This is a genomic window from Paenibacillus sp. Negev47 (assembly GCF_058313655.1).
The window spans coordinates 4,056,508-4,082,503 of sequence record NZ_CM177754.1; the positions used below are offsets into that span (position 1 = coordinate 4,056,508).

General features: G+C 47.4%; 22 protein-coding genes and 1 pseudogene. 6 read left to right on the top strand and 17 right to left on the bottom strand.

The window, feature by feature from the left end; all coding sequences use genetic code 11:
• Positions 1-142: 142 nt before the first annotated feature.
• The 4 genes from AC4G47_RS18015 to AC4G47_RS18030 all read right to left on the bottom strand — a co-directional run bounded on the left by AC4G47_RS18015 (position 143) and on the right by AC4G47_RS18030 (position 5,568).
• Positions 143-2,365 carry an MMPL family transporter gene (locus AC4G47_RS18015; RefSeq protein ID WP_491102078.1) on the bottom strand — a complete coding sequence of 741 codons (2,223 nt, stop codon included), beginning with the start codon at positions 2,363-2,365 and terminating at the stop codon, positions 143-145.
• 51 nt (positions 2,366-2,416) lie between these two features.
• Positions 2,417-3,571: a type III polyketide synthase gene (locus AC4G47_RS18020; protein ID WP_491102079.1), complete on the bottom strand. Its 1,155-nt coding sequence runs from the start codon at positions 3,569-3,571 to the stop codon at positions 2,417-2,419.
• A gap of 236 nt (positions 3,572-3,807) precedes the next feature.
• Positions 3,808-4,428: a flavin reductase family protein gene (locus AC4G47_RS18025; RefSeq protein ID WP_491102080.1), complete on the bottom strand. Its 621-nt coding sequence runs from the start codon at positions 4,426-4,428 to the stop codon at positions 3,808-3,810.
• Positions 4,429-4,575: 147 nt separating this feature from the next.
• Entirely contained in the window at positions 4,576-5,568 is a 993-nt protein-coding gene (locus tag AC4G47_RS18030) for an iron-hydroxamate ABC transporter substrate-binding protein (RefSeq protein ID WP_491102081.1), read from the bottom strand.
• Positions 5,569-5,837: 269 nt separating this feature from the next.
• Here AC4G47_RS18030 and AC4G47_RS18035 point away from each other — a divergent pair, with 269 nt between their 5' ends.
• A complete protein-coding gene (locus tag AC4G47_RS18035) occupies positions 5,838-6,443 on the top strand; it encodes a hypothetical protein (protein WP_491102082.1) in 606 nt (201 codons plus the stop codon).
• A gap of 102 nt (positions 6,444-6,545) precedes the next feature.
• Here AC4G47_RS18035 and AC4G47_RS18040 read toward each other — a convergent pair whose 3' ends face one another.
• Together AC4G47_RS18040 and AC4G47_RS18045 are read right to left on the bottom strand one after the other, a co-directional pair.
• Positions 6,546-7,781: a multidrug effflux MFS transporter gene (locus AC4G47_RS18040; RefSeq protein WP_491102083.1), complete on the bottom strand. Its 1,236-nt coding sequence runs from the start codon at positions 7,779-7,781 to the stop codon at positions 6,546-6,548.
• A gap of 6 nt (positions 7,782-7,787) precedes the next feature.
• A complete protein-coding gene (locus AC4G47_RS18045) occupies positions 7,788-8,531 on the bottom strand; it encodes a GTP pyrophosphokinase (RefSeq protein WP_124114270.1) in 744 nt (247 codons plus the stop codon).
• A 263-nt stretch (positions 8,532-8,794) separates the two neighbouring features.
• Between AC4G47_RS18045 and AC4G47_RS18050 the strand changes: the two genes are divergently transcribed.
• The gene (locus AC4G47_RS18050) at positions 8,795-9,655 is read left to right on the top strand and encodes an alpha/beta hydrolase family protein (RefSeq protein WP_491102084.1); all 861 of its coding nucleotides are present in this window, start codon (positions 8,795-8,797) and stop codon (positions 9,653-9,655) included.
• A gap of 86 nt (positions 9,656-9,741) precedes the next feature.
• On the top strand, positions 9,742-10,458 hold the full coding sequence (locus tag AC4G47_RS18055) for a YoaK family protein (protein ID WP_491102085.1): 717 nt from the start codon (positions 9,742-9,744) through the stop codon (positions 10,456-10,458).
• Positions 10,459-10,504: 46 nt separating this feature from the next.
• Here the strand turns inward: AC4G47_RS18055 and AC4G47_RS18060 are convergent, their stop codons facing one another.
• Positions 10,505-11,401 carry a LysR family transcriptional regulator gene (locus AC4G47_RS18060; RefSeq protein ID WP_491102086.1) on the bottom strand — a complete coding sequence of 299 codons (897 nt, stop codon included), beginning with the start codon at positions 11,399-11,401 and terminating at the stop codon, positions 10,505-10,507.
• 135 nt (positions 11,402-11,536) lie between these two features.
• Between AC4G47_RS18060 and AC4G47_RS18065 the strand changes: the two genes are divergently transcribed.
• From AC4G47_RS18065 to AC4G47_RS18075, 3 genes are all read left to right on the top strand, one after another.
• Positions 11,537-12,241, top strand: a complete 705-nt coding sequence (locus AC4G47_RS18065) for an O-methyltransferase (protein WP_491102087.1) — start codon at positions 11,537-11,539, stop codon at positions 12,239-12,241.
• 77 nt (positions 12,242-12,318) lie between these two features.
• The gene (locus AC4G47_RS18070) at positions 12,319-13,632 is read left to right on the top strand and encodes an MFS transporter (RefSeq protein ID WP_491102088.1); all 1,314 of its coding nucleotides are present in this window, start codon (positions 12,319-12,321) and stop codon (positions 13,630-13,632) included.
• A gap of 145 nt (positions 13,633-13,777) precedes the next feature.
• Positions 13,778-14,893, top strand: coding sequence for an AbrB family transcriptional regulator (locus AC4G47_RS18075; protein WP_491102089.1), 1,116 nt, complete (start codon positions 13,778-13,780; stop codon positions 14,891-14,893).
• A 126-nt stretch (positions 14,894-15,019) separates the two neighbouring features.
• Here the strand turns inward: AC4G47_RS18075 and AC4G47_RS18080 are convergent, their stop codons facing one another.
• From AC4G47_RS18080 to AC4G47_RS18125, 10 genes and pseudogenes are all read right to left on the bottom strand, one after another.
• Complete coding sequence (locus tag AC4G47_RS18080; protein ID WP_491102090.1) at positions 15,020-15,223, bottom strand: hypothetical protein; 204 nt, start codon at positions 15,221-15,223, stop codon at positions 15,020-15,022.
• Between the two features lie 77 nt (positions 15,224-15,300).
• The gene (locus AC4G47_RS18085) at positions 15,301-15,564 is read right to left on the bottom strand and encodes a YkgJ family cysteine cluster protein (RefSeq protein WP_491102091.1); all 264 of its coding nucleotides are present in this window, start codon (positions 15,562-15,564) and stop codon (positions 15,301-15,303) included.
• Between the two features lie 36 nt (positions 15,565-15,600).
• A complete protein-coding gene (locus AC4G47_RS18090; RefSeq protein ID WP_491102092.1) occupies positions 15,601-16,449 on the bottom strand; it encodes a chemotaxis protein in 849 nt (282 codons plus the stop codon).
• A 277-nt stretch (positions 16,450-16,726) separates the two neighbouring features.
• Entirely contained in the window at positions 16,727-18,748 is a 2,022-nt protein-coding gene (treP, locus tag AC4G47_RS18095; RefSeq protein ID WP_491102093.1) for a PTS system trehalose-specific EIIBC component, read from the bottom strand.
• A 28-nt stretch (positions 18,749-18,776) separates the two neighbouring features.
• The gene (gene treC, locus AC4G47_RS18100) at positions 18,777-20,498 is read right to left on the bottom strand and encodes an alpha,alpha-phosphotrehalase (RefSeq protein ID WP_491102094.1); all 1,722 of its coding nucleotides are present in this window, start codon (positions 20,496-20,498) and stop codon (positions 18,777-18,779) included.
• 368 nt (positions 20,499-20,866) lie between these two features.
• Complete coding sequence (gene dctA, locus AC4G47_RS18105) at positions 20,867-22,222, bottom strand: C4-dicarboxylate transporter DctA (protein WP_491102095.1); 1,356 nt, start codon at positions 22,220-22,222, stop codon at positions 20,867-20,869.
• 238 nt (positions 22,223-22,460) lie between these two features.
• Positions 22,461-23,153, bottom strand: a complete 693-nt coding sequence (locus AC4G47_RS18110; protein WP_491102096.1) for a metal-dependent hydrolase — start codon at positions 23,151-23,153, stop codon at positions 22,461-22,463.
• 125 nt (positions 23,154-23,278) lie between these two features.
• Positions 23,279-24,970 carry a glycoside hydrolase family 13 protein gene (locus tag AC4G47_RS18115; protein ID WP_491102097.1) on the bottom strand — a complete coding sequence of 564 codons (1,692 nt, stop codon included), beginning with the start codon at positions 24,968-24,970 and terminating at the stop codon, positions 23,279-23,281.
• A gap of 374 nt (positions 24,971-25,344) precedes the next feature.
• Positions 25,345-25,803, bottom strand: coding sequence for a VanZ family protein (locus tag AC4G47_RS18120; RefSeq protein WP_491102098.1), 459 nt, complete (start codon positions 25,801-25,803; stop codon positions 25,345-25,347).
• A gap of 41 nt (positions 25,804-25,844) precedes the next feature.
• A pseudogene (locus AC4G47_RS18125) lies at positions 25,845-25,946 on the bottom strand (AraC family transcriptional regulator); the annotation flags it as partial.
• Between the last annotated feature and the right edge of the window lie 50 nt (positions 25,947-25,996).

Consider the following 25,996-nt stretch of genomic DNA (forward strand, 5'->3'; position numbering starts at 1 on the left):
TATTCGGTTAATCCAGTCCATTATAGAACATCTATGTCACTTATGAATTGAACATGTTTGCCTGTTTTGAATGGAATCACATAATTTCCATCCAAAAAAAGGATATCTCCAACCTGATGACAGGTTTCGGAAATACCCTTCATTATAACTGACCTGGTAACCACCAGTTCCATCTGCCCATTAACTTCATCAGGGCAGGGACCAATATTAGGCGGATCAGGGTAACGTCAATCAACACTGCTGCCGTGATCCCGATCCCTAACTGCCTGACTCCTGCCACTTCTGCAAAAGCAAACGGTACGGTTACCGCCAGCAGGATGGCTGCGGCGGAGGTAATTAGACGGCCTGTAGAGGCCAATCCCTGTTGAACTGCCACGTCACTGTCTCCGGTTCGCCTATAGACTTCCTGAATACGACTCAGCATAAATACCCCATAATCCATGGATATGCCGAACACCAATCCCGCAATGAATACAGGGATCATAATGGCAATGGCTGACGGTTCCATCCCCAGATGTCCCTCATTAAACACCCATACTAATATGCCAAAAGAAGCGGCTAAACTGAGCAGATTCATCAGAATCGCCTTGATTGGAATGAGCAGAGATCGAAACGCCGCCAACAGTACAAGATAATTGGATACCACTACAAATACAAGTACTTTGGGCAGTTGCTGTGTGACTTCCTGCATAATTTCATGTTGCTTGGCAGCTTCACCGCCATAACGAAGTTTTATGTCGTTAGAACCCAGCGCATGATCGCTGTTTCTCATTCGTTCCAGCCAGTCTGCAACTTGTTCCGAACCGGGCTCCCCATGTACGGTGGCTATTAATCGAATCGAATGATCAGAGACAGTTGAATGCATCCATGTCGGATGCAATTCATTGCCTGCTGTAGAAGAAGTCAACGACGACGGTATTCGGAAATGTCTTTGTGAACCCTTTTGATCCGGTTGGAACAGGCCCCATGGTGAATTAATGCTCACGACATTGGAGTCCTGTAGGAGTTGGCGTACTTTGTTATGGGCCATCTGCCAGTGAGAGGCAGTCAAATCTTGCTGCTGTCCGCCAATCACCACCTCGATGGTGGAGGTATTCTTTTGTTCAAAATCATGCTGTAACTGCTCTGCTGCCTGTCGGGACTCGATTCTGGCTGGCAGTGAAGAAGCATCCGGGATGGCTAGCTCCAACCGAGTCACTGGATAGACACACAGGAGCAGCACAACCGTACCCCCGATCGCCATTCTAACGGGTCGTTTCATGACGATGGCTGACCAGTTATACCAGATCGAGCGTCTGGGAAACGGATGAACTGACTTTCGCTTGAAGACTCGAACCGCAGACAGAGAAAGCAGGGCTGGCAGCAGCGTTACGTTCAACAGTAGCGATAGAAGCAGCACGATAATGGCCCCCAAGGATACGCTCAGAAACATCGGCAGTCTGATCCAGAGCAGACCCAGCAGTCCAAGGAGCACGCAAGCTGCTGAGAACAACACTGCTCTGCCAGCTGTACGCAGTGTTCGCTGAAGAATCTCGCTCTGCAGAACCATACTGCTGCCCAGATCGTTAGCTTCGCCTTCATTTCCATGGGCCTGCTGAAGTTCTTCCCTGTACCTACTCAGAATGATCAGGGCAAAGTCTATACTAAGTGCCATGCCCACCATTGGAATCACATTAATGATAAAATTGGACAGTTCCAGATGATAGCCAAGGAGAGACGTGATTCCCATAGCTGTAATGACAGCACTGATTCCCATCATCACGGCGATCAATGCGGCATATAGACCCCTGAATGCAAAACATAAAACGATCAAGGCAATCGGAATTCCCACCATCTCTGCCCGTTCCAGGTCACGAAAGCTCAGACGATTCACGTCCTGCTGCACGACCGCCTTTCCCGTCAACTGGATCGTACCTGGACCGTCTATTGTCAGCACGGTGCGCAGCTGCTCCAGCGGGGGACCCATCTGATGCGCAGGTACATCCATGTTCACAAGGGCATAAGCCTTATTGTCTTCCAGCATCATCCCTTCCCTAGCATCAAGAGGGGATGTAATAGAGGTTACCGCAGGCAACACTTGGACCTGTCTCAGACAATCCCTGATCCACTGCCGGAACTCTGCTGGTGAGGTAGCTTCCTTTTTCTCAAAAACCAGAATAACCGGATCAGCAGGAAAACTGAATTCGTTCTCGAGAACAAGTTCAACTGCTTGCGCGTCCCCGTGAACCCGTTTCAATCCGTGATCCTGAACAATGTCAGGTAACTTCCACGCCCATACCGCTGACATCGCGATGATAAACACCCAGCAGAGAATAATGAACCGCGGATATCGGCTAATGAGGACAGCAAGTCTGCGATAACCCATACCTAAGCTCCTCTGCGATCAGATTGGCCATTCAGTTACTTGGTTCACGATCTATTGGATGCCATGATTCACAGGTGTTCTGTTCGCAATAGGTGCAGGAATGTATGTAAAAGGAAGTAATTCTGCTGTCAGTCCCGGGGCAAAGGCCAGTGCTATTCCACTGGAATGATCTTCTTTGTGTCTGTAATCTACACGGATGGCTTGAAGAACAAACAGAATCGTCACGGACGACAGATTGCCATAATCCCGCAGGATGTTACGACTGTAAGAGACCTGCTCATCCGTCAACTGATACAGCTTCTGAACGGCATCCACAATGCCTCTGCCTCCCGGATGGATCGCCCATATTTCCGGTAAAGCACTTCCCTCCAGTAACCGCTCTACCTCTGGTCCGAGATGCAAGCCGAGCAGCTTCGGAATCTGTGGTGACAGATAGAGATCAAAGCCTGTATTGCCCACTTCCCAGATCATCTCTTCTGCACAGTCCGGGAGCAGCGTCGAGTATCCACGGCCCAGTCGAAAACATTCATTGCGGCCTGTTCCAGACGCACCAATTACGCAGGCAGAGGCGCCGTCTCCGAAGAAAGAGGCAGCATACAGGTCGTCTCGTTTGGCAGATGGCTGGAAGTGAAGCGTGCACAGCTCCACACACACGATAAGAACTGTCGCTTCCTGATCTGTCGCTACGATGGAATTGGCCAATTGTATCGCCTTCAGACCGGCTGCACATCCTTGAAATACCAGCGGAATCCGGTTGATATGTGGTGACAGTTCAAGTTGCTGGATCAACCGAACATCAAGCCCAGGCAAAAATTGTCCCGTGCAGCTCACGGTAATGAGATGCGTAACTTCTGCCGAGGATACGTCTGCATCCTGAAGAGCCTCTCCTGCCGCTTCCAGACCCAGCGGAACAGCAGCTGCTTTATATTTGGCCATACGCTCGGCTGTGGTCGGTACTTCCTCGGCAGCGGTAAAAGGTAAATATCGGCAAGCATCCACAGGTTCAAGCAGATTCGGTTCACATGTATATCGAGTCTCTACACCGCACTGATTAAAAATTCGCTTGGCCCATCGTCTCGCATCCGGCTCATGTTCCAGCGCTTGTGCGAGACGGGAAGACACATCCTTTTGCTCAATGCGATGAGCTGGCCACGCCGCTCCTATTCCCATAATACTCGCCCCTTTAGTTCCCTCAAACTGGTTCATCGGCTTAACCTCCCTATTTGGTACGTGTTCAAAAGTGGGCTTTTTTTTAACAACCTATATATAAAGTAGGTTCATAGGACAGGTGCAGGGTATAGTACAAGTCTATTCACTCCCTGTCCTGTTTATGTTCATATTAACAAAGCAAAGGCGGACCACATATGCGAGTTACGCACGTGCTGTCCGCCTTATCTATAGGGTTAAATCCATTCATGTGTCACATATACGATCGGTTAGAACTATTCAGGCCGAATTACCGTGAATCGTTCGCCAAGCTTGGCATAATCATTACCCGCCAGTCGACTGACCGGTTTCAAATGATCCATCAGGATATAGCCCTTATCAGGATTATAGACTTGTTCGCTGAAATGATACTGCACAATACGTACCAGCAGCAAGTCGCTCGCGGGTTTGCCATCATCGTTCGTGATGGGAATATGCTGATACAGTTCGCATTCCATTCGAATAAGTGCTTGCTGTATTCCCGGAACCGAGACTTTTGTACTTGGCACGGTAGTCAGTTTTGTCCGCTCAAGCTCACTTTCATGGGGTTCCAGTATGGCTGCTGTCTCATTCACTTCGGCTATGATTGCTTCATCACATATATGCACGACCAGTTCCTTATGAGCGAGCATATTGCGTGCAGTATCTTTCATAACGCCTTCCTTACGTGCAATGGATATGGATAACAGCGGCGGGTCCGAACTAACTACATTGAAGAAACTGAAAGGCGCTGCATTAATTACACCATTCTCATCTGAACGTGTCGTCACAAAAGCAATTGGACGTGGCACCACCGAACCACTCATCAGTTTATAGTTGTCTCTTCCCGTTATTTCACGTGGATCCAATGTATACATATGTAAATATCCCCTTCCCTGCTCGTGAAGTAAATGACAACTCTACTTCATGACACGTCAAGATTCTACTTCTTATTATATATCGTAAAATGCTAAATTGACAAAAAAACTCCCTGGTACCCATTGCACCAAGGAGTTTGAACATGCTTATTTAACGATGCTGTTCTGAATGTCTTCCATAATTTGAAGATTCGCTTGAACTCCACTATACAACCAGCTGCTGGAACGGGTAAATTCGAACAAATTACCATTTTTCACAGCCGGAATGCTTTGCCATACCGGATCTTTCAGTGCTTCTGACCCTGTACCTTCATCACTATTCACAAAGAACAAGTAGTCTACATCCATTTCAGCCAATTTCTCCATTGAGATGGATGACCAGTTACCTGTCGCATTGGCAGAGATTTCTTTTACAACTTCAGGCTCTACAAGTCCAAGTTCTTTGTACATCACTTCTCCACTCGATACATTGTCACTTACGATGAAAAACTTGCCGCTAACCAACCAAATGGCCGCTGCCGATTTCGTTCCACCTGTAACGTTGTTGATTTTTTCCTTGATTTCTGTAGCTTTAACTTCGTAATCATCCAGCGCTTTTTGTGCTTCGGCACTCTTATTCAAAATTTCACCGATTTTCAACTGCGTTTTACGCCAGTCGCTATTAATCTCATCGCCGAGTACGTAAGTAGGTGCAATCTTACTGTACTGTTCGTATTTCTCACCTTCAACCACACTTTCGGAACCGATAATAATCAGATCTGGGTTAAAGCTGGTTACCGCTTCGAAAGGCAGATCGAAGGCAATCGTGGGAATACCATTCAGATCTTTTTGTAGATATTCCTGAATTCCGTTGGCTACAGACCATTGGGCAACTGGCTTAACCCCGAGTGTTACCAGATTGTCTTCCAGATAAGAAGCGATGATACGCTCCGGATTAGCCGGGATAATTACTTCGTGTCCCATTGCATCTGTTAATGTGCGCTCTGTGGCGGCTTCTGTTTGCGTCTCTGTCTCCGTTGCTGTGTCGTTCTCTCCTGCTGCTCCATTCTCTGCTGGCTTCGTTCCACACGCTGCCAACCAGATGGACATGACCATCACCGTAATTAGAAGCATGATCATCTTGCTATTTCTCTTAAACACGTGATTTATCCCCTTTCAATATGAAACCTTATTCGGCGTTATTGTGACAGATATCAACGTTCAAAAATATAGATACTATTATTGATACATATAATATCCGTATGTACATTTGTCCAACTCCATTGACAATGATAATTGTTATCAGTTCAGTTGTCAATTGGGTAATGCCCTGAGCGGATCCTATAAAATCTTCTTGGCGGCATTCACCTATAGGCGGATGCCGCCATATGCTGAATGCAGAATACGATGACAGGAAGGATGTTCTGTACATGAGTTACGTATATAACCCTTATCTAAGTTATGGGGAAGACCGTTCATTTCAACTGCCCCCACTGTTCCCAGGTGGTGGAGGTGGCACACCGGGTGGTCCGATGTTTCCTGGTTTACCTGGCGGCCAAGGTTCCTATCCTCCATTCATTCCAGGCGGCGGAACAGGTCCATATTTCCCCGGAGGCATTCCAGGTACAATCCCGGGGACAGCACCAGGCGTACCTGCGCAACTGGCACAAGGCAATCTGCCCACCCTGCTTAGTGCCTATCCTCGTCCGGTAGGCCAGCCTCCGGCAAACATGCTTTTTCTGTATAACCTGATCAAAAGCAGCCCAGGTCTGCTTCCGCTCTTCCTTCAGCAACAGCCGCAAAGTCTGACTCAAGCTGTACAATTTGCACAGACTGGTGCAGCGGCGCCTCGGGATAACGAAGAACGTGCTCTGCCCAACTTTTGCTACAATCGATGGTCTCTTGTATTCACTTACAATGATGTCTACCTCATGTGGCCTGCCATTAATCTGTTTGGTTTTGTGGTTGGATACTTCTATCCATTCCTTACGCCAGGTATTTTGTTGAATACACAAATTTTGTTCGCGCTCTGCTAATCCTGTCCTTACTTACAGCAAGAACCCCACTTGGAAGCATGATTCCTGCCAAGCGGGGCTCTTTTTTCGTTCTTTTAACCTGACGTTTCAGAATCAGTACATTCAACTCAATACCTGATCATTCTGACGCTTGCTGCCTCTACTGACCATTAGGAAATAGATCACCAAGGCACCGAGATCAGCACACGCGATAACGATTCCCATCGGCACAGCTGTACCTTCTCCTCCGAGACCTACAAGCGGAGCAACAATACCTCCGAACAGGAACGTCATCACTCCGATAAGCGCAGATGCACTGCCTGCCGACTTCTCCTGATTGGCCATAGCCAGGGCGAAGGAAGCGGTATTCACCAGCCCGACACTGGATACCACCAGAAATAACGGAATCAGCACAGAGATCAGATTACCTCCAGCCAGAATGGCGATGAGCAGTGAGGTTCCTCCCACCGCTGCGGTTAGCAGCCCTGCGATTAACAGGCGAGTCTCCGATACCTTTCCTGCAAGTCTGCCGGCAATCTGACTGGCCAGAATAATGCCTAGCCCGTTAATGGCGAAGCAGACACTGAACATTTGCGGGGATACCCCGTATATCTTCTGAAGTACAAACGGCGAACCTGATATGTAGGCAAACATACCAGCCGCTACGAAACCCTGGGTCAACGCATAACCCATAAACTGGCGATCCCCGGCGATTTGGCGAAACGTAATCAAGGTCTGCTTCAGTCCCCCGCTTGATCTGCGGCTGGAAGGCAGTGTCTCCCCTAGACCGAAAATGACAGCAAACAGCGTCAATATGCCTATGAGGCTGAGCAAAATAAACACGCCGCGCCACGAGGTATACGTCAACAATTGTCCACCGATGATCGGTGCCGCAATCGGTGCTACGCCGTTAATCAGCATTAACAGGGAGAAGAATCGTGTCAGTTCGGGACCCGAGTATACGTCTCTGACAATCGCACGCGAGATCACAATACCGGCCGCTCCAGCCACCCCCTGAATGAATCGTAGCACAACAAAAGAGCCCATCGTGGGGCTGACTAGGCAGAGTATGGAAGCGATGGTATAGAGCACAAGACCTGCAATGAGCGGTGTTCGCCGACCGCGTACATCACTTAGTGGCCCTGCAAGCAACTGTCCCACCGCAAGTCCAATCATACACGCCGTCAGACTAAGTTGAGCATACGAAGTAGATGATCCGAACTCATCGGCCAGCGTAGGCAATGCAGGCAAATACATATCCAGGGACAACGGCCCGAAGGCCGACAACGTCCCCAGAATTAAAGCCATCCGCACACGAGATGTGGAGTTCGTGTTCAGTGAAGCTGTTTTACTTTTCATCGAGTGCTACTCCCCGCTACCCAGCAGCTTGAGCAAGTTGGAAGGCAGTGTGAACTGTTGATTGTTAATAATAATACGGCGCAGTTCTTCTTCATCCCGCTCGTTCTCAGCATCCTTGATCTCCTGAATTTCCCGGTGAAGTCGCTCCATCTGTTGATCCAGTGCATTCGCAGAGTCTGCCGCACTTTTGAGTTCCTTGGTCAAATGCTCGGGAACATCCTTATTATATTTATAAAAAATCTTATGCTCCAGACTCGCCCAGAAATCCATCGCGATTGTACGGATCTGAATCTCCACACAAGCTCGTTCCTCACCATTGGACATGTACACAGGCACTTCCACCAGAAGGTGAAGACTTTGGTAGCCGTTTGGCTTCGGATTCTCGATGTAGTCTTTGACCTCCAGTACACGCAGGTCACTCTGGTTACACAGCATATCCTTAATACGATAGATATCCGAGATAAAGGAACATGTAATCCGTACTCCGGCGATATCCTTGATATTTTGCTTAATACTTTCAAACGTTAACTCATGATTTTTACGGAACATCTTGTTCATAATACTCTCAGGTGACTTCAGTCTGGACTTCGTATGCTCAATTGGACTGTAATCATGCAGAGACTGGAATTCTTCCTTCAGTACTTCAATCTTGGTCTCCATTTGATCCAGAGCAAATTTATAGATCATCATAAATCTCGTAATTTCATATTTGAATTTCTTGAATTGATCGATTGGATGTGGGGCGTTCATTATGGTTTTCTTCCTTTCTTTCTGCACACTAAAGTTAGTTTTATAAATAGGAGGACAGCGGGCAATCCACATGTCTCCTGAACCATTATAAATCATATGGAGCCAATAAACGAATTTCTCACATTCGGGCTGGTGATTCAGCCTGGAAGGTATGGGAATTTATTTGTACGCGCATCATATAGAAGCATCCCTATCATTTGGCTCGCCATTACCGATGAAAGAGGTCGATTTCCCTGCTCTATCAAGTGACGTACTCGTCCGACATGCTTCGGGTCAAGGCCTATTTATTTCTGCCACACGGCTGTTCGTTATCTGCTCTCACAGCATACGGAACTTCTCATCCCTTCTCTGGCTCCTCTACCTTACCGGACTTCGTTTCCAATGAAAAGTCTCTACATCTACAACCACTCGCCAGCCACTACCCTGCTGTAAGAATGCACGCTACGGGTAACACACTGGAACAGTGGCCGGTGCTGATCTATTGTCGCGGCGGACTTGGCAGCTATGGCGGGGTGAATACCGTTTGGCTTGAGCAATTTGTGCAGAAAGGTTATATCGTGTTTGCTCCATCCTATCGTGGCAACGAAGGCGGTGAGGGGCATGACGAATATGGCGGAAGAGATGCAGAAGACGTGCATGCCGCTTACCGATTGGTGCAACGTTTGCCTTTTGCCGACCCGACTCGGATATCGCTGATGGGATTCTCCCGTGGAGCCATTAATGCGGTACATACAGCATCTGCCTATAATGAGGGGCCAGACAAAGTACATAAGTTAGTCCTATGGAGCGGTGTCGCCGATGTGGAACGCACGTATCATGAACGAACCGACCTGAGACGTACATTGAAAAGGGTGCTCGGTGGTTCCCCCCGTACGGTTCCGGAAGCATATCTTGCCCGTTCCCCTTTGTCGAATGCAAACAAACTATCTTGCCCCGTGCTGATCATGCACGGCACATCGGATACGCAGGTGAATTACAGTCATGGCACCCGGATGTACCACTGGCTGAAGCGCCGGGGCGCTAACGTTACGTTTCACGCCTATGGCGGGCAGGATCATCATTTTCACCAGAGAATACATGAGTCAGCAGTGAATAATATGTTTGACTGGCTTGCGGCGCCGTAGTCCTAAGCCATGAATTTCATTTTGAAGAATCATACGATATGGCTGTATACTGGAGGGGTTACGTTTTTTTTGAAAGGACGGATATGATGAATCAAAACACCCCCCAAAAGTACTCGATGCTCCTTCTATGTATGACTGCGGGGATGGTCGATCTGATTGGATATTTGGGTCTGGGACACGTGCTAACAGCCAATATGACGGGGAATATTGTACTACTCGGTATTGCCATTGCCCGTGCTAAGGAATTTGTCGTGCTGCGTTCGCTCCTAGCTCTCATCGGCTTTATTGCTGGCAATGCCATTGCCGCACACATGATCGGGCATGTGCATACCAAAAATGGCTGGTCTTCTCGGGTTACATCCGTATTCACTGTTGAGAGCATATTGCTCCTGCTGTTCGCGATCGCCATGATTAGTCCATACTCAGAACAACTGTCCTATCTGTTGATTGTCATACTAGCCATTGCAATGGGTATGCAAACGACTGCGGCGCGCCGCATTGGAATTGCTGGTATCTCAACAACCGTACTTACCAATAATCTGGCCGCCGTGGTAGAAGATACCGTAAGCATTCTTAGAAAGCTGCGACATGTCAATATCCGAACACTGGCCAAAGCCCTGTCTACAGACTCCTACCTTCGTGCAGGTGCTGTTGTTATCTATCTGGTCGGGGTCATTGTAGCCGCATTGCTGTTCCACCGTGTGCCCATGATCGCAGTCTGGATTCCTGCGCTGATGATAGGCGGTGTAACCCTGTACGCCCGATTACATGCATGGGGAACATCACAACAAAGCGAAGGCTAATAGCCAAAAAAGCAATCTATTCATTTTTAAGTACAATCGCAATTTTTTATTTCATCAAAGACGCCTCTTGGCGGATAAGCTTGACGAGATGCTGTGCAGCAGGCGACAATACTTCCCCGGCTCGTGTACATAAGGCAACCGTATTTCTCAGCTGTACACCTCGAACGTACACACGGGCCAGCCTGCCTTGCTGCACATCTTCCTTCACAACCAAAGAAGATATAAAGTTGGCTCCATAACCTGCCTTCACTGCACTGATCGTTTCGTTCAGCCCGTTGAACTGAAGCGCAATGCGGGGGGCGACCAGGTTATTTGTTGTGCAAAGGGAAACCAGTCGCTCACGCGTGGCACTGCCTTCTTCACGCATAATGAACGGTTCTGCCACCATCTCATGCAGCTCGATTTCTTTGCCTGCATAAGGATGGTCGGGATGGACAACAAACCACATCTCATCCTCAAACAATTCGTCCCATTGGACACCCCCATGTGTGATTCCACTTCCACCATATACTGCAATCTCTGCCTCGTAGCGAAGCAATTGGTCAAAAGCCATCTGGGTGTTCGTTGTGCTCACAACCAGCTCCACATCCTCATGCATTTGCTTGAACCGCGCAATCCAGGCTGGCAGCAGAAAATTCGAAGGTAAGTAGGTTGCCGTAAGACGTATGAGTCCTTTCTTGCCCTCCCGAAAATCCTGCACAAAATTCTCGACATCCTGCTCCAGCATGAACAGACGCTCGGCATAACCTGTTAACTGCATCCCGGCATCCGTGAGAACCAACCTTCTCCCCTCTGAAGCAAAAAGCTGGATTCCCAGTTCACGCTCAAACTTCTTCACCTGGGAAGATACCGCCGGTTGACTAATATTAAGTTCTTCTGCGGCACGAGTGACCCCGCCATATCTCACGATGGCATGAAATAATCGTAATCCATGCAGATTCATGCGCTACACCTCTTCCACGTATGTATAATCTAAAGTTATATTAACATACATAATATATATTTTATTTATATGTTCATTCCATCTATAGTTGAATTATGAAATCAATACAACATACAAGGAAAGGAACATGTGAAGATGAAAAGTATAAATACAACCGGCCTACAGCATACCTGGACTCAAGTCGACGACTACATGAACGATCTACTAATCCCTTCGGATGCCCTGCTGGAACTTACACTGCAAGCCAATGCCGAAGCCAGATTGCCCGCTCATGACGTAACACCGAATCAAGGGAAGTTACTTCAACTTCTGCTCCAAATCCAAGGAGCAACCCGAGTGCTTGAAATCGGCACATTGGGTGGATACAGTACCATCTGGATGGCAAGAGCCCTACCTGAACATGGACACATCGTCTCACTGGAATCCGAACCACACCATGCAGACTTGGCACGAGCCAATCTTGCACGTGCAGGACTTCTGCATAAGGTTGACCTTAGAGTTGGTCCTGCACTGACCACCCTTCCCGATGTTCAGGAAGAATACAGGGAGCCGTTTGATATGATCTTTATCGATGCTGACAAACCCAGTAATCCCGATTATCTGAGATGGGCCCTTCGACTGACTCGTCCGGGGAGTCTGATTATTGGTGATAATATCGTCAGGGACGGTGAAGTGATTTGCGCAGACAGTACAGACTCCAGAGTTCAAGGCGTTCGATCATTCCTTCAATTAATAGGTAATCACCCCCGGCTTGAAGCTACAGCCCTGCAAACGGTCGGTAGCAAAGGTTACGATGGATTCATCATCGCTCGTGTAATGGATGTCCCTGAACCAAAATAAACAGTGGTCAATTCTTCCGCAAAGTCCCCTTTCCTGTTAAACTGGAATCACTGCACAGTCAGACTGGGGGGAACCACTTGAGAGTTTTACGACAGATTCATGCTGAAATTCGCGGCTGGTCCCGCAATATTCAACTGTTTTTCCTGGCAAGCATTCTGTATCAGATCGGAAATGGCATGTTCTCTGTCTTGTACAATCTGTACATTCAGGGTCTGGGCTATAATGATACAATGAACGGCCAGATTGTAAGTATTCAATCACTCGCAACAGCCATTATGTTTGTTCCTATTGGTCTATGCGGTGATCTGTTCAGCCGCAAGCGGCTTCTCATTACCGGAGCGTTATTCAGCGGTATCTTTCTGATCGGACGCTCCTTCGATTATTCTGCTACCGGACTGATCTGGTTCGCGGTGTTCTCTGGCCTTTTCGCTGGTGTATTCCAGGTACTAGCCATTCCTTATCTGGCGGAAAACGTCAAGAAAAGCCAGCGGCTGAAGATGTTCAGTTATTATTCATCCCTTGTGCTGGCTTCCCAGGTTCTTGGCAGCCTGGGGGGCGGCGTTTTCGCAGATTTGCTACATACGGCAGGACTCGCCAAAGTGACCGGATTACAGACCGTTTTATTTGTCGGTGGTGCAGCAACGCTTGCTGCGTTTATTCCACTGTTATTTGTAACCGAAGGCAAGGCTGCTCCGCAGACCACAACTCCGGCGCAACCCGTTCTTCAACCCGAAGCGGATCCAAAGGAGAATTCAACGAATACGCCAAGCACGAATGATTTAATCACGAAGAAAAAGGATTCCCGACTGATTGGTCAGTTTGTAGTAACCCAGTTATTAATTGGATTAGGTTCCGGACTGGTTGTACCGTATCTGAATCTGTATTTCACCAATCGGTTCTCGGTTTCTCTGAGCGGCATGAGCTTACTGATTGCACTTGGTCAGATTATGACGATTGTATCCATGCTGATTGGTCCTACCCTGGCGGCAAAGGTCGGAAGCGTAAGAGCCGTTGTCATTTTCCAGGTCATGTCGCTGCCCTTCCTTCTATTAACAGGCTTCACCAATCTGTTGTTCATCGCTTCGCTCAGTTTCTTATTCAGACAAGCATTGATGAACGCAGCCAATCCCATTCATTCAGCGATACTGGTGGATCGGATCTCGGACAAACGCCGCGGCATTGCCAATTCACTGATGCAGACCTCGTTCATGATTGGTTGGGCTACCATGGGACCTGTTCAATCCTATCTGGTCACTACATACGGAACGTACTGGGGTTACGCGATCACATTCAGCATTACAGGCTGTCTATACGTTATTTCATCGATGATGTACTTTGTCATGTTCAAAGAACCCAAACCTTCCGCTACCGCTCTCGCACAAGAATCATGAGCTGGACAGAAGTAGTCCGGTTGTTCCGTGGATAACGCATTGTATCTCATCATCAGGAGTGATCATACATGAACTTGAATCTTTCATTGAACCTGAATGCATACCTGAATCTCATACCACCTCATTCAACCGGTAGGCTAAACGGATGGAACTGATGCGCAAGCTCGGTTCCCACGTTGTCTTTCGGTTTTTTCTTAGTCTGATTGTCTCAGTTCTTGGCGGATTGCTGTTCACAGCCATTCATATGCCCATTCCTTGGTTGCTCGGTCCGATGATATTCATGTTGCTTGGTTCCCAAGTCGCCAAATGGCCGCTCATGTGGCCTGCCTCCATTCGGGATTATGGCATTCTTATTGTTGGATACTCAATCGGGCTCACCTTAACAGAAGAGGCACTGCAAGGCATCCTGCAACAACTTCCCATGATGCTGCTGATGACCTTGCTGTTAATCGGATTGTGTGTGCTTACGGCCTACATCGCATCGAAAGTGACTGACTTTGACTTTCCTTCGTTGCTGGTTGGCAGCATTCCCGGAGGACTATCCCAGATGATTTCCCTTGCAGAAGAGATGAAAGCCATCAATCTGACGCTGGTTACCTTTTTACAGGTGACTCGGCTGATCATGATTGTCTTCTGTGTTCCGTTCTTGCTGTTCAGTCTATGGATTGGAGGTACAGCAGGTACTGGGTCGGATCAGCCGTTCATTGACGTAGCGACATGGGGTGCCCTTTTCCCCGAGATTCTCCTCTATGCTCCGCTCTGTGTAGCGGGTGCGTGGGTTGCACGCAAACTCCGGTTTCCGACGGCCTTTATGTTGGGTCCCATGATTGTTATGTGTATCATTCAATTAAGCACAACGATGGACACGTCCAATCTGCCAACCTCTCTGTTAAACGTATCGCAATTGATGATTGGTAGTCACGTTGGATTGATGCTCAAGCCGGAACAGTTGCAACGTAAAACGCAGACGGTGACCCTAGCGGTGATAAGCAGTGTACTGCTCATTGCAGGTGCGCTTGGTTTGAGTTATCTATTAATGAATGTATTCTCCCTTTCGGCGGCTACCTCCCTACTCAGTATGGCCCCTGGCGGAATGGATCAGATGAGTATCATGGCACATGAAGTCAATGCTGACCTTTCGGTTGTGTCCGGGTATCAATTGTTTCGCATTCTGTTTATTTTCTTCATCGTCTCTTCCATATTGAAGATGATTCTCGTACATATGTTGAAAGAAAAGAAAGCAGAGCCCTCACTTCAATGATCTTATTTCGCCCATTCCATGACAAAGAGAGTATCCACTTGATATCACATCCTGCAGATACTCTCTTTTACTTGTACAGACCCATCTTCAGCACTTGGCCTCATTCAACTTTAAGCCAATGATTACTTATGAATAGATTCGGTTGTACATCCAGCCCACAATACCCACCGTAACTACCGCTGCCCCAGTAATAAATGCATAATACCCAATCTTGCTCTTGGGCTCCGAAGTCTGATGGTCATAATAGTCCGAGTTACGTCGGTAAAACCCCATCCATAACTCTCCGATCATATTCACAACTACCAATACAAAACGTTTAACAAGCCCCATTGTATTCGCGTCTCCTCTCTCTGATCGACCTTCTTCCATATTAAGTATAATTATCCTATTTAATTAAAACAACCTACTCATATTACCTTTGGTGCAGTTTCTTGCTCCAACCAGGTTAGAATATCAAATGCTTCCTGATCAGTGCTCCCACACATCTCTTCCTCGGCCTGCAATCCACTGCATACCACAGGACGATCTTTTTGGCCAAAAATTCCGCAACGATTATCATCCGTAAGCTGCACGCAGCGTACACCTGCCGGCTTGCCATGAGCCATGCCCGGTATCGGTGATGATATGGAGATCGCGATACAACATGCGGCGCAGCCTGTCCTGCATTCCATATTTGTTTCCTCCTAATTATACTTATAGTACATATATTACAGTCGATTTACCCAGGTCCAGGTTCGAGCCAGCCCCTGCGCGATTCTTCGATTCATGCTTGCATTGGAGAAATAACCTCCATGACTTAACGGATTCCAGCTCAAGGCCAAGCCGCCAGAGTTCACTTCAATGTCTTCTTTCACCGCTTTCTCATAAGCCGGATCAATGGGACGCAGCGGATAACCCAGAATATCGTCCCGATCATAGAAGTTCACCCATTCGCCTTCCAAGCCGGCAAAATATTGATTCACATGGGAAGAGGGCACCTGAATCGGGCAGCTAAAGTCATGATAGCGTAGACTCCACAAGGGCAGTGTCGTACCAAACGAGTAAAAATTGGTCAGGGTGTCCCCCCGCTCCAATGCCGAGTTCACATCCACAATCTCAGGAATACGACTGGACGGATATTGCAGATCGTAGAAGAAGTTACTTGCGATTACAGCACCCAAACTATGAGCAACCACACAGAGCGGGGCTTCCGGTCCGTTACGCTGTGCAAGGATATGCAGCGCCTGATTCAACGTTCGATGTACGGCATCATAGTTATGGCCTTGATTCTCCACCGGTTGATAAGCAACCGCGTCAGCCAGATAATGGATGACAAATCGGCGCAATGACTGATAGTTCAATCCCGGAGAGCTGACGAGCTGTTGAAAGAGCTTCTCTTCCCGCTCCTCAAATACATCCGCCCAATATACAGGTTCGATATCCAGCATCATTTTGGCGGCTCCAGGCAAGACCATCACCTGATCCAATTCCTTATGCAAACAAGTAATCAGCTTGTCCGCATACCCTTCCTTTCGCATACCCAGCCCATGAATGACCATCACCGCAACACGTGTCATGGCTCTCCTCCTCATCGATTGACTAGTGCGTGTCTCAAAATCTGATTCCTTCAGAGTTTTCTGACATGTCCGAGGATCTCTTTCTCCACCATATGAACGCCACTACTCGAACATGCCTGTAGCATGCTTTGTAGACGATACCTTCTATCCACCATTATTTCAAAAATGTGATTCTTCCATTTTATATACAGTTTACCATGATCGTCATGAAAATAACGATCTTACAACAAAAAAGGAGCTGCGCATCACGCAGCCCCCGTCATGTTGTGATATTCAATTAACCTTTCAGATGAACCTTCAACACACCATTTTGATTGGATGTAACATCACCTGTTGTGACTTCCACCCGTTCAACCATATCTTGGCCATCTGGAATAATAATCGGTGTAATCAACGGGTATCCCGCATCTTCAATTACCTTACGATCGAATTCCAACAGCTTTTGTCCAGCTTTTACATGCTCGCCAGCTTCGACATGCATATGAAACCCTTCACCCTTGAGTGATACCGTATTGATCCCCACATGGATCAGTACCTGTAAACCACTCGCATGTTCTAGAATTACCGCATGTTTGCTTTTGATCACATGAGCTACCTGAGCATCAAACGGGGCAACAACCACGTTGCCGGAAGGCTCAATCGCTACACCCTCACCCATTTGTTTTTCGGCAAAAGCCGGATCAGGCACTTGCTCCAGTGATACGGCCCGCCCTGTTAAAGGTGCCATGATTTCCAGTGTATTCACGGCTTCATTCCCTACTTGAGCATCACTACGTGTGCGCTGGTTCAAGTCTGAATTTGTAGTAGAAGTACTTACTACTCCTGAAGCAGATTGTGATGTAACCGCTTTGGACTCCGTACCCGTACCATTGCTTTCACTACGATCTTCTTTTCTCAGTTTGGCTCTGCCAAAAAGGACGGTCAGTACAAATGGTACAACCAGAACAATCGCCATACCGATGAAGAAGACGCCCCACTTGTTAGGGAAAATAGACAGGAAGCCCGGTACGCCACCTACACCAATGGAGGTTGCCTGAACATTGTTCATCGTCAGCAGCACACCACCAATAGCGGAACCAACCATACCGAAGATAAACGGATAACGATAACGGATATTCACGCCGAAGATCGCCGGCTCGGTTACCCCGAGGAAGGCCGACACCGAGGACGTTGCTGCAAGTCCTCTCATTTTCTTCTCACGCAGGACAAGCATCATGGCAAGTGCCGCTGAACCCTGTGCGATATTGGACAATGCCAGCATCGGCCACAGGAATGTACCGCCCTGACTACCAATGAGCTGCACATCTACCGCGAGGAAGGTGTGATGCATACCGGTGATAACCAGCAAAGCATACAAACCACCGTAGATCAGACCACCCAGAGCCGCGTATGAATCATAAACATAGATCAAGCCAGATGTGATCGCATTCGCAATGGCGAATGTCACTGGACCAATGATCGTAAAGGCCAAGAATCCGGTAATCAGCAACGTGACTGGTGCAACGACCAGCAGTTTAATCGAATCATGTACCCTTTTATTGAGGAAAATCTCCATCTTCGCAAGCAGATAGGCCGATACCAGTACCGGCAGAACCTGCCCTTGATAACCGATCTTCTCAATCTCGCAACCAAACAAATTCCATGTTGGCACTGTACCTTCATTTACGGCATCAGCATAACCATATGCACTCAGCAGATCGGGATGTACCAGAATGAGACCGAGCACGATCCCGAGCAGAGGACTGCCACCGAACCTTTTTACAGCTGCCCAACCGATTAGTGCCGGCAGGAACGTAAAGGCTGTACTTGCGATCGTATTAATAATGGAAGCAAGATCCTTCCATGCTGGATAGACATCGACCAGTGATTTTCCGTCAAAGAAAATGCCTGGACCTGTCAGAATATTGTTAATACCCAGCAACAGACCTGCCGTGATGATCGCTGGCAAGATGGGAATGAAAATATCCGAGAGTGTTTTGATCGCTCGCTGGATTGGATTTTGCTTTTTACCAGCAACGGCCTTCACATCATCCTTGGAAGAACGATCTCCCCCGGTAATCTGAATCATCTCATCATAGACCTTATCCACCAGACCAGGCCCGATAACGACCTGGAATTGTCCTTGAGAAGAGAACTGTCCTTTGACCAGGTCATTCTGATCCAGACTTTCGGTATCCACTTTACTCTCATCGTATAAGGCAAACCGGAGTCGTGTAACACAGTGTGTAGCAGCCTCAATATTCTCTTTACCGCCAACTGCTCGGACGATCTCCTCAACCTGTTTTTTATCGATTGCCATAGTGTCACTTCCTATTTATAAAATGTGATTAGTCCTGTTGTGGCACAAGCCACATATAGGATGCATACGGACTGAGGGAAATTTCCTCCGTCAGCGCAGGCGCTGCCTTCGTATTTCCGGTGAGCAACTCTGCTGATTTGCCTGCAATGTGATCATTCCAGACCGCTTCCGGAAGCGAGAATGTGACGTCACGTTTACTGAAGTTTGATACGACAATCAGAGTTTCGCTTCCATTGGTCCGTGCGTAAGCAAACACGTCTGGGTGTGCATCGTCCAGGCGTTCATACAGACCGTCGGTCAGTACGGTAACCTGTTTACGAAGGGCAATCAATTTGCGGTAGTGGTAGTATATCGAATCCGGATCAGCCAACTGCTGTTCCACATGAATGGATGGGTATCTCTCATCCACTTTCAGCCAAGGTGTCCCCGTAGTGAAGCCGGCATTCTTACTCCCATTCCACTGCATCGGTGTCCGGGAGTTGTCTCGGGAACGCTCTTTTACAATGTTGAAAGCTTCTTCAGCGGATTTGCCTCGTTCTTCCTGAAGCAATCGGTACATGTTCGTGGATTCGATATCGCGGAATTCGCTAACGTCATTCCAGACCGGATTCGGCATGCCGATCTCTTCACCCTGGTAGACATAAGGCGTACCTTGCATTCCGTGTATCGTTGTTGCAAGCATCTTCGCACTCTCGGCACGATAGTCACCATCATCGGCGAATCGGGACAGTGCTCGCGGCTGATCATGGTTGTTAAGGAACAGCGCGTTCCAGCCTCCACCAGCCTGCATACCTGTCTGCCACTCACTGAAGAGCTGCTTCATCGCTTCAAAATCATACGGCACCAGTTCCCATTTCTGACCATTCGGATAATCCACTTTCAGGTGGTGGAAGTTGAACGTCATTGAAAACTCACGGGAAGCAGGGTTCGAATATTGGATACAATGCTCCAGTGTTGTGGAGGACATCTCCCCTACAGTCACCATGTTGTAAGGCCCGAATACTTCATCGTACATCTCGGTGATGTACTCATGCACACGTGGTCCATCTGTGTAGTATTTGCGTCCATCACCAGGTGACACGCTGCCATCATCATCAGGGAAACGCTGATCTTTGGAGATCAGGTTGATCACGTCCATACGGAAACCATCCACACCTTTTTCCGCCCAGAACTTGATCATATCGCGCACAGCTTTTCGTACTTCTTCATTCTCCCAATTCAGGTCTGCCTGCGTTTTATCAAATAAAGTCAGGAAATATTGTCCCGTCTGTTCATCGAACTGCCAAGCAGGTCCACCGAACTTCGATTGCCAGTTGTTCGGCACACCGCCATCCGGGGCAGGATCTTTCCAAATATAATAATCCCGATACGGATTATCCTTGGATGAACGGGATTGCTGGAACCATTCATGATCTGTCGAGGAGTGATTCACCACGATATCAATCATCAGTTTCATATCACGAGCCTTCAGACCTTTCAACAGTTCGTCAAAATCCTCCATCGTCCCATAATCCGGATTAATCCGATAATAGTCCGCTACGTCATACCCATTATCATGCTGCGGGGATACATATACCGGCTGCAACCACACAATATCGATACCCAGATGCTGCAAATAATCAAGCTTCTCGGTTAAACCGCGAATGTCTCCAGTGCCCGATCCGGTAGTGTCATTGAAGCTCTTCGGATATACCTGATACACCGTTGATGTCTTCCACCAAGATGACGGAGTTGTATGATTAGAACTCATGTTAACGCCTCCAATAAATTGTAATGCTTCATTCCATGTTCTCAACTAACTTCATATCTATATTACATAAGTAAACATGTATATACAAGTTGAAACTATATTATGTATATTCTTCGTCTCTTCTACACATTCCCCATAAATCTTTCCTCTGTAACATTTTTTTTGGAACCTGCGTTCGTGAACTCCATGATATCTGTATTGGTATAACAAAAAACCGTCTGTTCTTCCCACGATGGATGTGGGCAACAGACGGTCCAATTTGGTTTAACTTGTTAATTGTATTGACCGTTGTCAGTCAATCATTCTGTTGATTTTAAATGTTACAGTTACTGTCACTTGACTAAGTCACGACAGCGGGGAAATGTTTCTTACGACATCTCAGGTGAAACGACTGTTTTACCCTGTTTTTCCTGCATATTTAGCTTTAATAAAGCTAGCGCAGCTTGTTCTTCCCGTTCCAGTTCAGCTGCACTGATCTCACCTGAGAGTACGGCACGCATACGCTTCTGATCCAGCAGGCCTTCCCATTTCGCAACCACGAATGCTGCCATACAGTTCCCCATCAGGTTCGTGAAGACACGCATTGTATCCATGAAGCGATCTGCACCAAGCAGCAGAGCAACCGCCGCTACCGGAAAAGCATTGACGGCTACTGCCGTGGCGGACAGGGCCAGAAATGCGGAGCCAGGTACACCTGCCATGCCTTTGGAACTCAACATCAACACTAGCAGAATCGTGATTTGCTGCATAAATGTTAGTTCAATCCCTACAGCCTGGGCCACAAAAACTGTTGCCAGCGATAAATAGATCGAAGCACCATCCAGATTAAACGAGTACCCTGTCGGCACCACAAGACCCACAACAGCACGATCACAACCCGCCTTGGTTAGCTTGTCCATCATGCGTGGCATCACCACTTCTGATGAGCCGGTTCCAATTGCCAGCATCACTTCAGAACGGGTATATTTCACAAATTGCAGGAAATTCAGCCCGGTGATCCACCAGGCAGCGAGTGCCAACATAACGAGAAACAGCAGCGCTGCGCCGTAACATGCCAGAATAAGCAGTCCGAAGGACGACAATGTGGAAGCCCCATAAGCACCTACCGTATAGGCCATGGCTCCAAAGGCACCAATGGGCGCGAGTTTCATGATATAGCTGATGATGCGGAACACGATACCAAGCAAGTTTTCAATCAGCGTCAGTACATTTTCTTTTGCCTTATTCTCCGTTGCTGCCAGCGCAACCCCGAACAGACAGGCCACGAGCAACACTTGCAGTAGGGCATTCTGTGCAAAGGCGTCCACAACACTTGTCGGAATAATATTCATGATAAAGTCTACCGTGCGCGGCAACTCGGAGCCATTGGTTTTCGCTTCAATACCACTTGCGTCTATGGTTGAAGGGTCCACGTTCATTCCCGCACCTGGGCGAAGCAGATTGGCTGTTCCCAATCCGAGTACCAGTGCTACTGTAGTTGCAATCTCGAACCACACAATGGCTTTCAGTCCAATGCGGCCTACAGACTTCAGATCACCAATCTTGGCAATACCTGTCACAATGACCATGAATATCAGTGGTGCAATGATCATTTTGATTAATTTGATAAAGCCTGTTCCCAGCGGTTGCAGCATACTGCCCAGATCCGGCCATAGGATGCCTACGCCAATCCCGATGATTACCGCTACGATAATTTGAAAAAATAATGATTTTACAAATGACATGAACGCTCCCCCTGTTTGCGGTCAATTCGGATTTCCGGTTGGTTTCCGTGTAACTTTTTATATCATTCTGTAACGGAGTTCAACAATGGTATTTCAATGTTTTTGTCATTTATACCAACACTACCTGTGAAAATTGAACCTAAAACCGAAAAAAGACGAATATCGCGTCAGTTATCATGACGTGTTATTCGTCTTTATCCATTAATCCATTTATTATTGAACAGAGGTTAAATGTACATTACAGGCTAATCGATTCTCCCGGGGCCAGCACGCGGCCTTCCAAACCTTTTGCAGCCAGCTGCTGCACGAAGCGTTCTGCATCCTGACGAATCACTGGGAATGTATCATAATGAACCGGAATCGTCAGCTTGGCATTAAACCATTCGGCCGCTTGCAGCGCATCCTCAGGTCCCATGGTGAAATGTCCACCAATAGGCAGGAAGGCAACATCGATATCATGACGATCACCGATCATTTTCATGTCACCGAAGAGACTGGTGTCTCCGGCATGCAAAATCGTTTTGCCACCAATGGTAATGATATATCCAGCAGGCAAACCTGCATACATGATCCGTTGTTCTTCTTCCAGCACAATCCCGGAAGTGTGAAATGCCTGAATCATTTTGGCTTGAGCAAAGCCAAGATCTACCGTGCCGCCCATATTCATACCGAGCGTGTCCAGACCTTTCCAAGACATATATGTAGCAAGCTCCACAATAGCCACAACTTTGGCATTATTCGCTTTGGCGATGGGTTCAGCATCGAGAATATGATCCATATGTGCATGTGTTAGCAACACAGCATCGGTCTTGATATCTTCAGGCTTCGTGACAGCAAGTTCGTTGCCTCGCAGGAAAGGATCAATGATCAGAGACTTTTCTTCTGTGCCCAGCTGCACACTGGAGTGACCATGGAACGTAATATTCAACAACTTGGGTTCCTCCTGACCTATACTTTAATTATTTTGAAACCGAGTCAATTTCAAAGTTGATTCAATCATCCTATTTATTATAAATCATAGCTCTTCACCAACGCAAAATTACGCTTTCCTCCGTCTTACCGCTGCTGACGATACACCCTAGCTTCATAAGGCTGAAGCTGAATGGCACCTTCATCCGTAGAATAACGTCTGCTTACATTGCTGATCATCAGCTTGGCATGCTCGGAAGTCCAGCCTTCTGGCCAATGCATCTCAGGCTCATCCCCACGGAAATTCAGAATGACCAGCATCTGCTCATCTTCCAGCGTTCGGGTATAGGCATATATCTCCGGATCATCCGGCAGTAGCAGTTCATACGCGCCATAGATAAGCACTTTATGCTGTTTGCGAAGGGCGATTAGCTTACGATAATAATGCAAAATGGATTGCGGATCACTTTCGGCATCAGCTACATTAATCTCAGAATAATTTTCATTCACCTGAATCCAAGGCTGACCTTGGGTAAACCCAGCGTGTTCCGTATCATCCCATTGCATCGGCGTGCGGGCGTTATCGCGACTCTTCAGCCAGATCGCCTGCATGACTTCATGTTTCGACTTACCTTGACCAATGTAATGATTATAATAATTTTTCGTCTCAATATCCCGGTATTGCTCGATATCCGGGAAAGCGACATTGGTCATGCCGATCTCTTCCCCTTGATAGATATAAGGTGTTCCTTCAAGTGTAAGCATCCAGGTTGCCAACATCTGAGCAGAACGCACCCGATACTTACCGTCATCTCCAAACCGGGAAACCGGGCGTGGCTGATCATGGTTGCCCATGTAATTGGCGTTCCAGCCTCTACCATGCAAAACCGTTTGCCACCGGCTCATGATTTCTTTAAGTTCGGTCAGTTTCCATTCCTTATAGTTCCATTTACCAATTCCTGAAGATTTGGCATCAATGAACATATGCTCAAACTGGAATACCATATTAAGCTCGTCACGATCCGTCCCGACATAAGCAAGCGCCTGCTCAGGCCCAAGTCCGGAAGTCTCGCCAACCGTCATGGGTCCGTAAGGTTTCAATATCATATTATTCAGTTTCTTCAGGATCGAGTGCACTTGTTCCAGGTTGGAAAAGAGCTGATACGCTGGAACCACCGGCAAATTATCCGGATTATGGGCACTGGGCAGACCTTCTGCCTTGGCGATATGCGCTACTGCATCGAAACGAAAGCCGTCTACCCCTTTTTCCAGCCACCAATGCACCATCTCATACATCTCTTCTGCCATCTGTGCATTATTCCAGTTGAGATCAGGTTGTTGTTCCGAATACAGATGCAAATAATATTCATTCGTCTCGGGATCATGCTTCCACACCGAACCTCCAAAATAGGACTCCCAATTATTCGGCACCTGCCCATTTTTGCCTGAACGCCAAATATAATAATCCCGCTTCGGATTCATCTTCGATGAACGAGACTCAGCAAACCAAACATGTTCATCCGACGTATGATTCAGCACCAGGTCCATCATGATCTTGAGACCACGCTTATGTGCCTCTGCCAATAACCGATCAAAATCCTCTATCGTGCCGTATTTGCGCAGAATGGCGTAATAGTCCCGGATATCATATCCGTTATCATGTCCTGGTGAATCGTAGATGGGACAGAGCCAGATCACATCCACGCCCAAATTCTCCAAATAATCGAGCTTCTCATAGATACCCTGCAAATCACCCTGACCATCCCCGTCCGAATCCTTGAAGCTGCTCGGGTAGATCTGGTATACGACACTCTCTTTCCACCAAACGATATCGTCCACCTCGCTCTCATCTTTGTCCACTCTATAAATTGAACGAAAGAATATTTACACTGGACACTCCGATGACAGAACAACCTTCCGATCGCTGTTATCCCCAGATTTTATGAATTCCCCTTATAAGGGGAAAATCCGGGGATAGCATATGCTTCCGATGCAGCTTTCTTTCAGAAAGCTTTTAGGCGAACGCTTTCGCTTCTTCAGGTTATTTCTGTCCTCTCCGTTTCGTGTAAAATGTTTAGTTCAATTTATATATATAATCTCTGCTCACGATATAAATAAGCCGTTAATATGTTTTATCCGAAAAGATTCCCTTGTAAACATTTAAAAGATATCTCAGGTAAAAAAAGACCCGGTCATGGACCGCGATCTGCGGTTCAATTCCGAGTCCTTCTTAGTGAACATAAGATTAACTTAAATCCGGCGTAACCTATCCAAGCACCGATCGTGTTCAGAATAATGTCATCCACATCAAACGAACCTACACGTGTAATCAATTGTGTGACCTCAACACCCAGCAGAAGCAAAACAACTGTTGCTGTAAAGGTCAGGAACGAACGGCACCTCCAAAACAACCATGGAATCCAGATGCCCAGCGGAATGAACAAGACGATATTGCCAAACAGATTCTTGACCCAGGTATCTGTATTGTACCTCTCCGTCTCCATAAGAAGTGGCCGAATCGTCCCGAAGGGAACGAGATTATATTGATAATACATGCCAGGCGTTCGTCCACTGACAAACAGTAAAATGCCCATAATCAGTATGTACAGCAATGCCGTGCAGGCAACAATTGTGAGCATCCATTTGGAGTGAAGCCATGACTTTTCGCTCATTCATCCGTCCTCCGACCTTGAATTCCGCGAAGCGGTAAGGTCTATTTTAACGGGATATAGATCTTCATGTCCAGTTGTTCAGGCGTCGATTTCCAGACATCCGTCACTTCAAAGTCCGGCCCTTCCCTCCGCTCATAGTTGGACTGTATGCCAAAATCCCCTTGTTCTACAAGGAGATGCTCTCTACGCTTAT

Excerpts from the sequence above, each read along its gene's own strand:
- treC (WP_491102094.1), bottom strand. The coding sequence starts at position 20,498 with ATGAGTTCTAATCATACAACTCCGTCATCTTGGTGGAAGACATCAACG.
- AC4G47_RS18080 (WP_491102090.1), bottom strand. The coding sequence starts at position 15,223 with ATGGGGCTTGTTAAACGTTTTGTATTGGTAGTTGTGAATATGATCGGA.
- AC4G47_RS18060 (WP_491102086.1), bottom strand. The coding sequence starts at position 11,401 with ATGAATCTGCATGGATTACGATTATTTCATGCCATCGTGAGATATGGC.
- AC4G47_RS18055 (WP_491102085.1), top strand. The coding sequence starts at position 9,742 with ATGAATCAAAACACCCCCCAAAAGTACTCGATGCTCCTTCTATGTATG.
- AC4G47_RS18025 (WP_491102080.1), bottom strand. The coding sequence starts at position 4,428 with ATGTATACATTGGATCCACGTGAAATAACGGGAAGAGACAACTATAAA.
- AC4G47_RS18085 (WP_491102091.1), bottom strand. The coding sequence starts at position 15,564 with ATGGAATGCAGGACAGGCTGCGCCGCATGTTGTATCGCGATCTCCATA.
- AC4G47_RS18045 (WP_124114270.1), bottom strand. The coding sequence starts at position 8,531 with ATGAACGCCCCACATCCAATCGATCAATTCAAGAAATTCAAATATGAA.
- AC4G47_RS18075 (WP_491102089.1), top strand. The coding sequence starts at position 13,778 with ATGGAACTGATGCGCAAGCTCGGTTCCCACGTTGTCTTTCGGTTTTTT.
- dctA (WP_491102095.1), bottom strand. The coding sequence starts at position 22,222 with ATGTCATTTGTAAAATCATTATTTTTTCAAATTATCGTAGCGGTAATC.
- AC4G47_RS18035 (WP_491102082.1), top strand. The coding sequence starts at position 5,838 with ATGAGTTACGTATATAACCCTTATCTAAGTTATGGGGAAGACCGTTCA.
- AC4G47_RS18040 (WP_491102083.1), bottom strand. The coding sequence starts at position 7,781 with ATGAAAAGTAAAACAGCTTCACTGAACACGAACTCCACATCTCGTGTG.
- treP (WP_491102093.1), bottom strand. The coding sequence starts at position 18,748 with ATGGCAATCGATAAAAAACAGGTTGAGGAGATCGTCCGAGCAGTTGGC.
- AC4G47_RS18090 (WP_491102092.1), bottom strand. The coding sequence starts at position 16,449 with ATGACACGTGTTGCGGTGATGGTCATTCATGGGCTGGGTATGCGAAAG.
- AC4G47_RS18065 (WP_491102087.1), top strand. The coding sequence starts at position 11,537 with ATGAAAAGTATAAATACAACCGGCCTACAGCATACCTGGACTCAAGTC.
- AC4G47_RS18050 (WP_491102084.1), top strand. The coding sequence starts at position 8,795 with ATGCTTCGGGTCAAGGCCTATTTATTTCTGCCACACGGCTGTTCGTTA.
- AC4G47_RS18015 (WP_491102078.1), bottom strand. The coding sequence starts at position 2,365 with ATGGGTTATCGCAGACTTGCTGTCCTCATTAGCCGATATCCGCGGTTC.
- AC4G47_RS18020 (WP_491102079.1), bottom strand. The coding sequence starts at position 3,571 with ATGAACCAGTTTGAGGGAACTAAAGGGGCGAGTATTATGGGAATAGGA.
- AC4G47_RS18120 (WP_491102098.1), bottom strand. The coding sequence starts at position 25,803 with ATGAGCGAAAAGTCATGGCTTCACTCCAAATGGATGCTCACAATTGTT.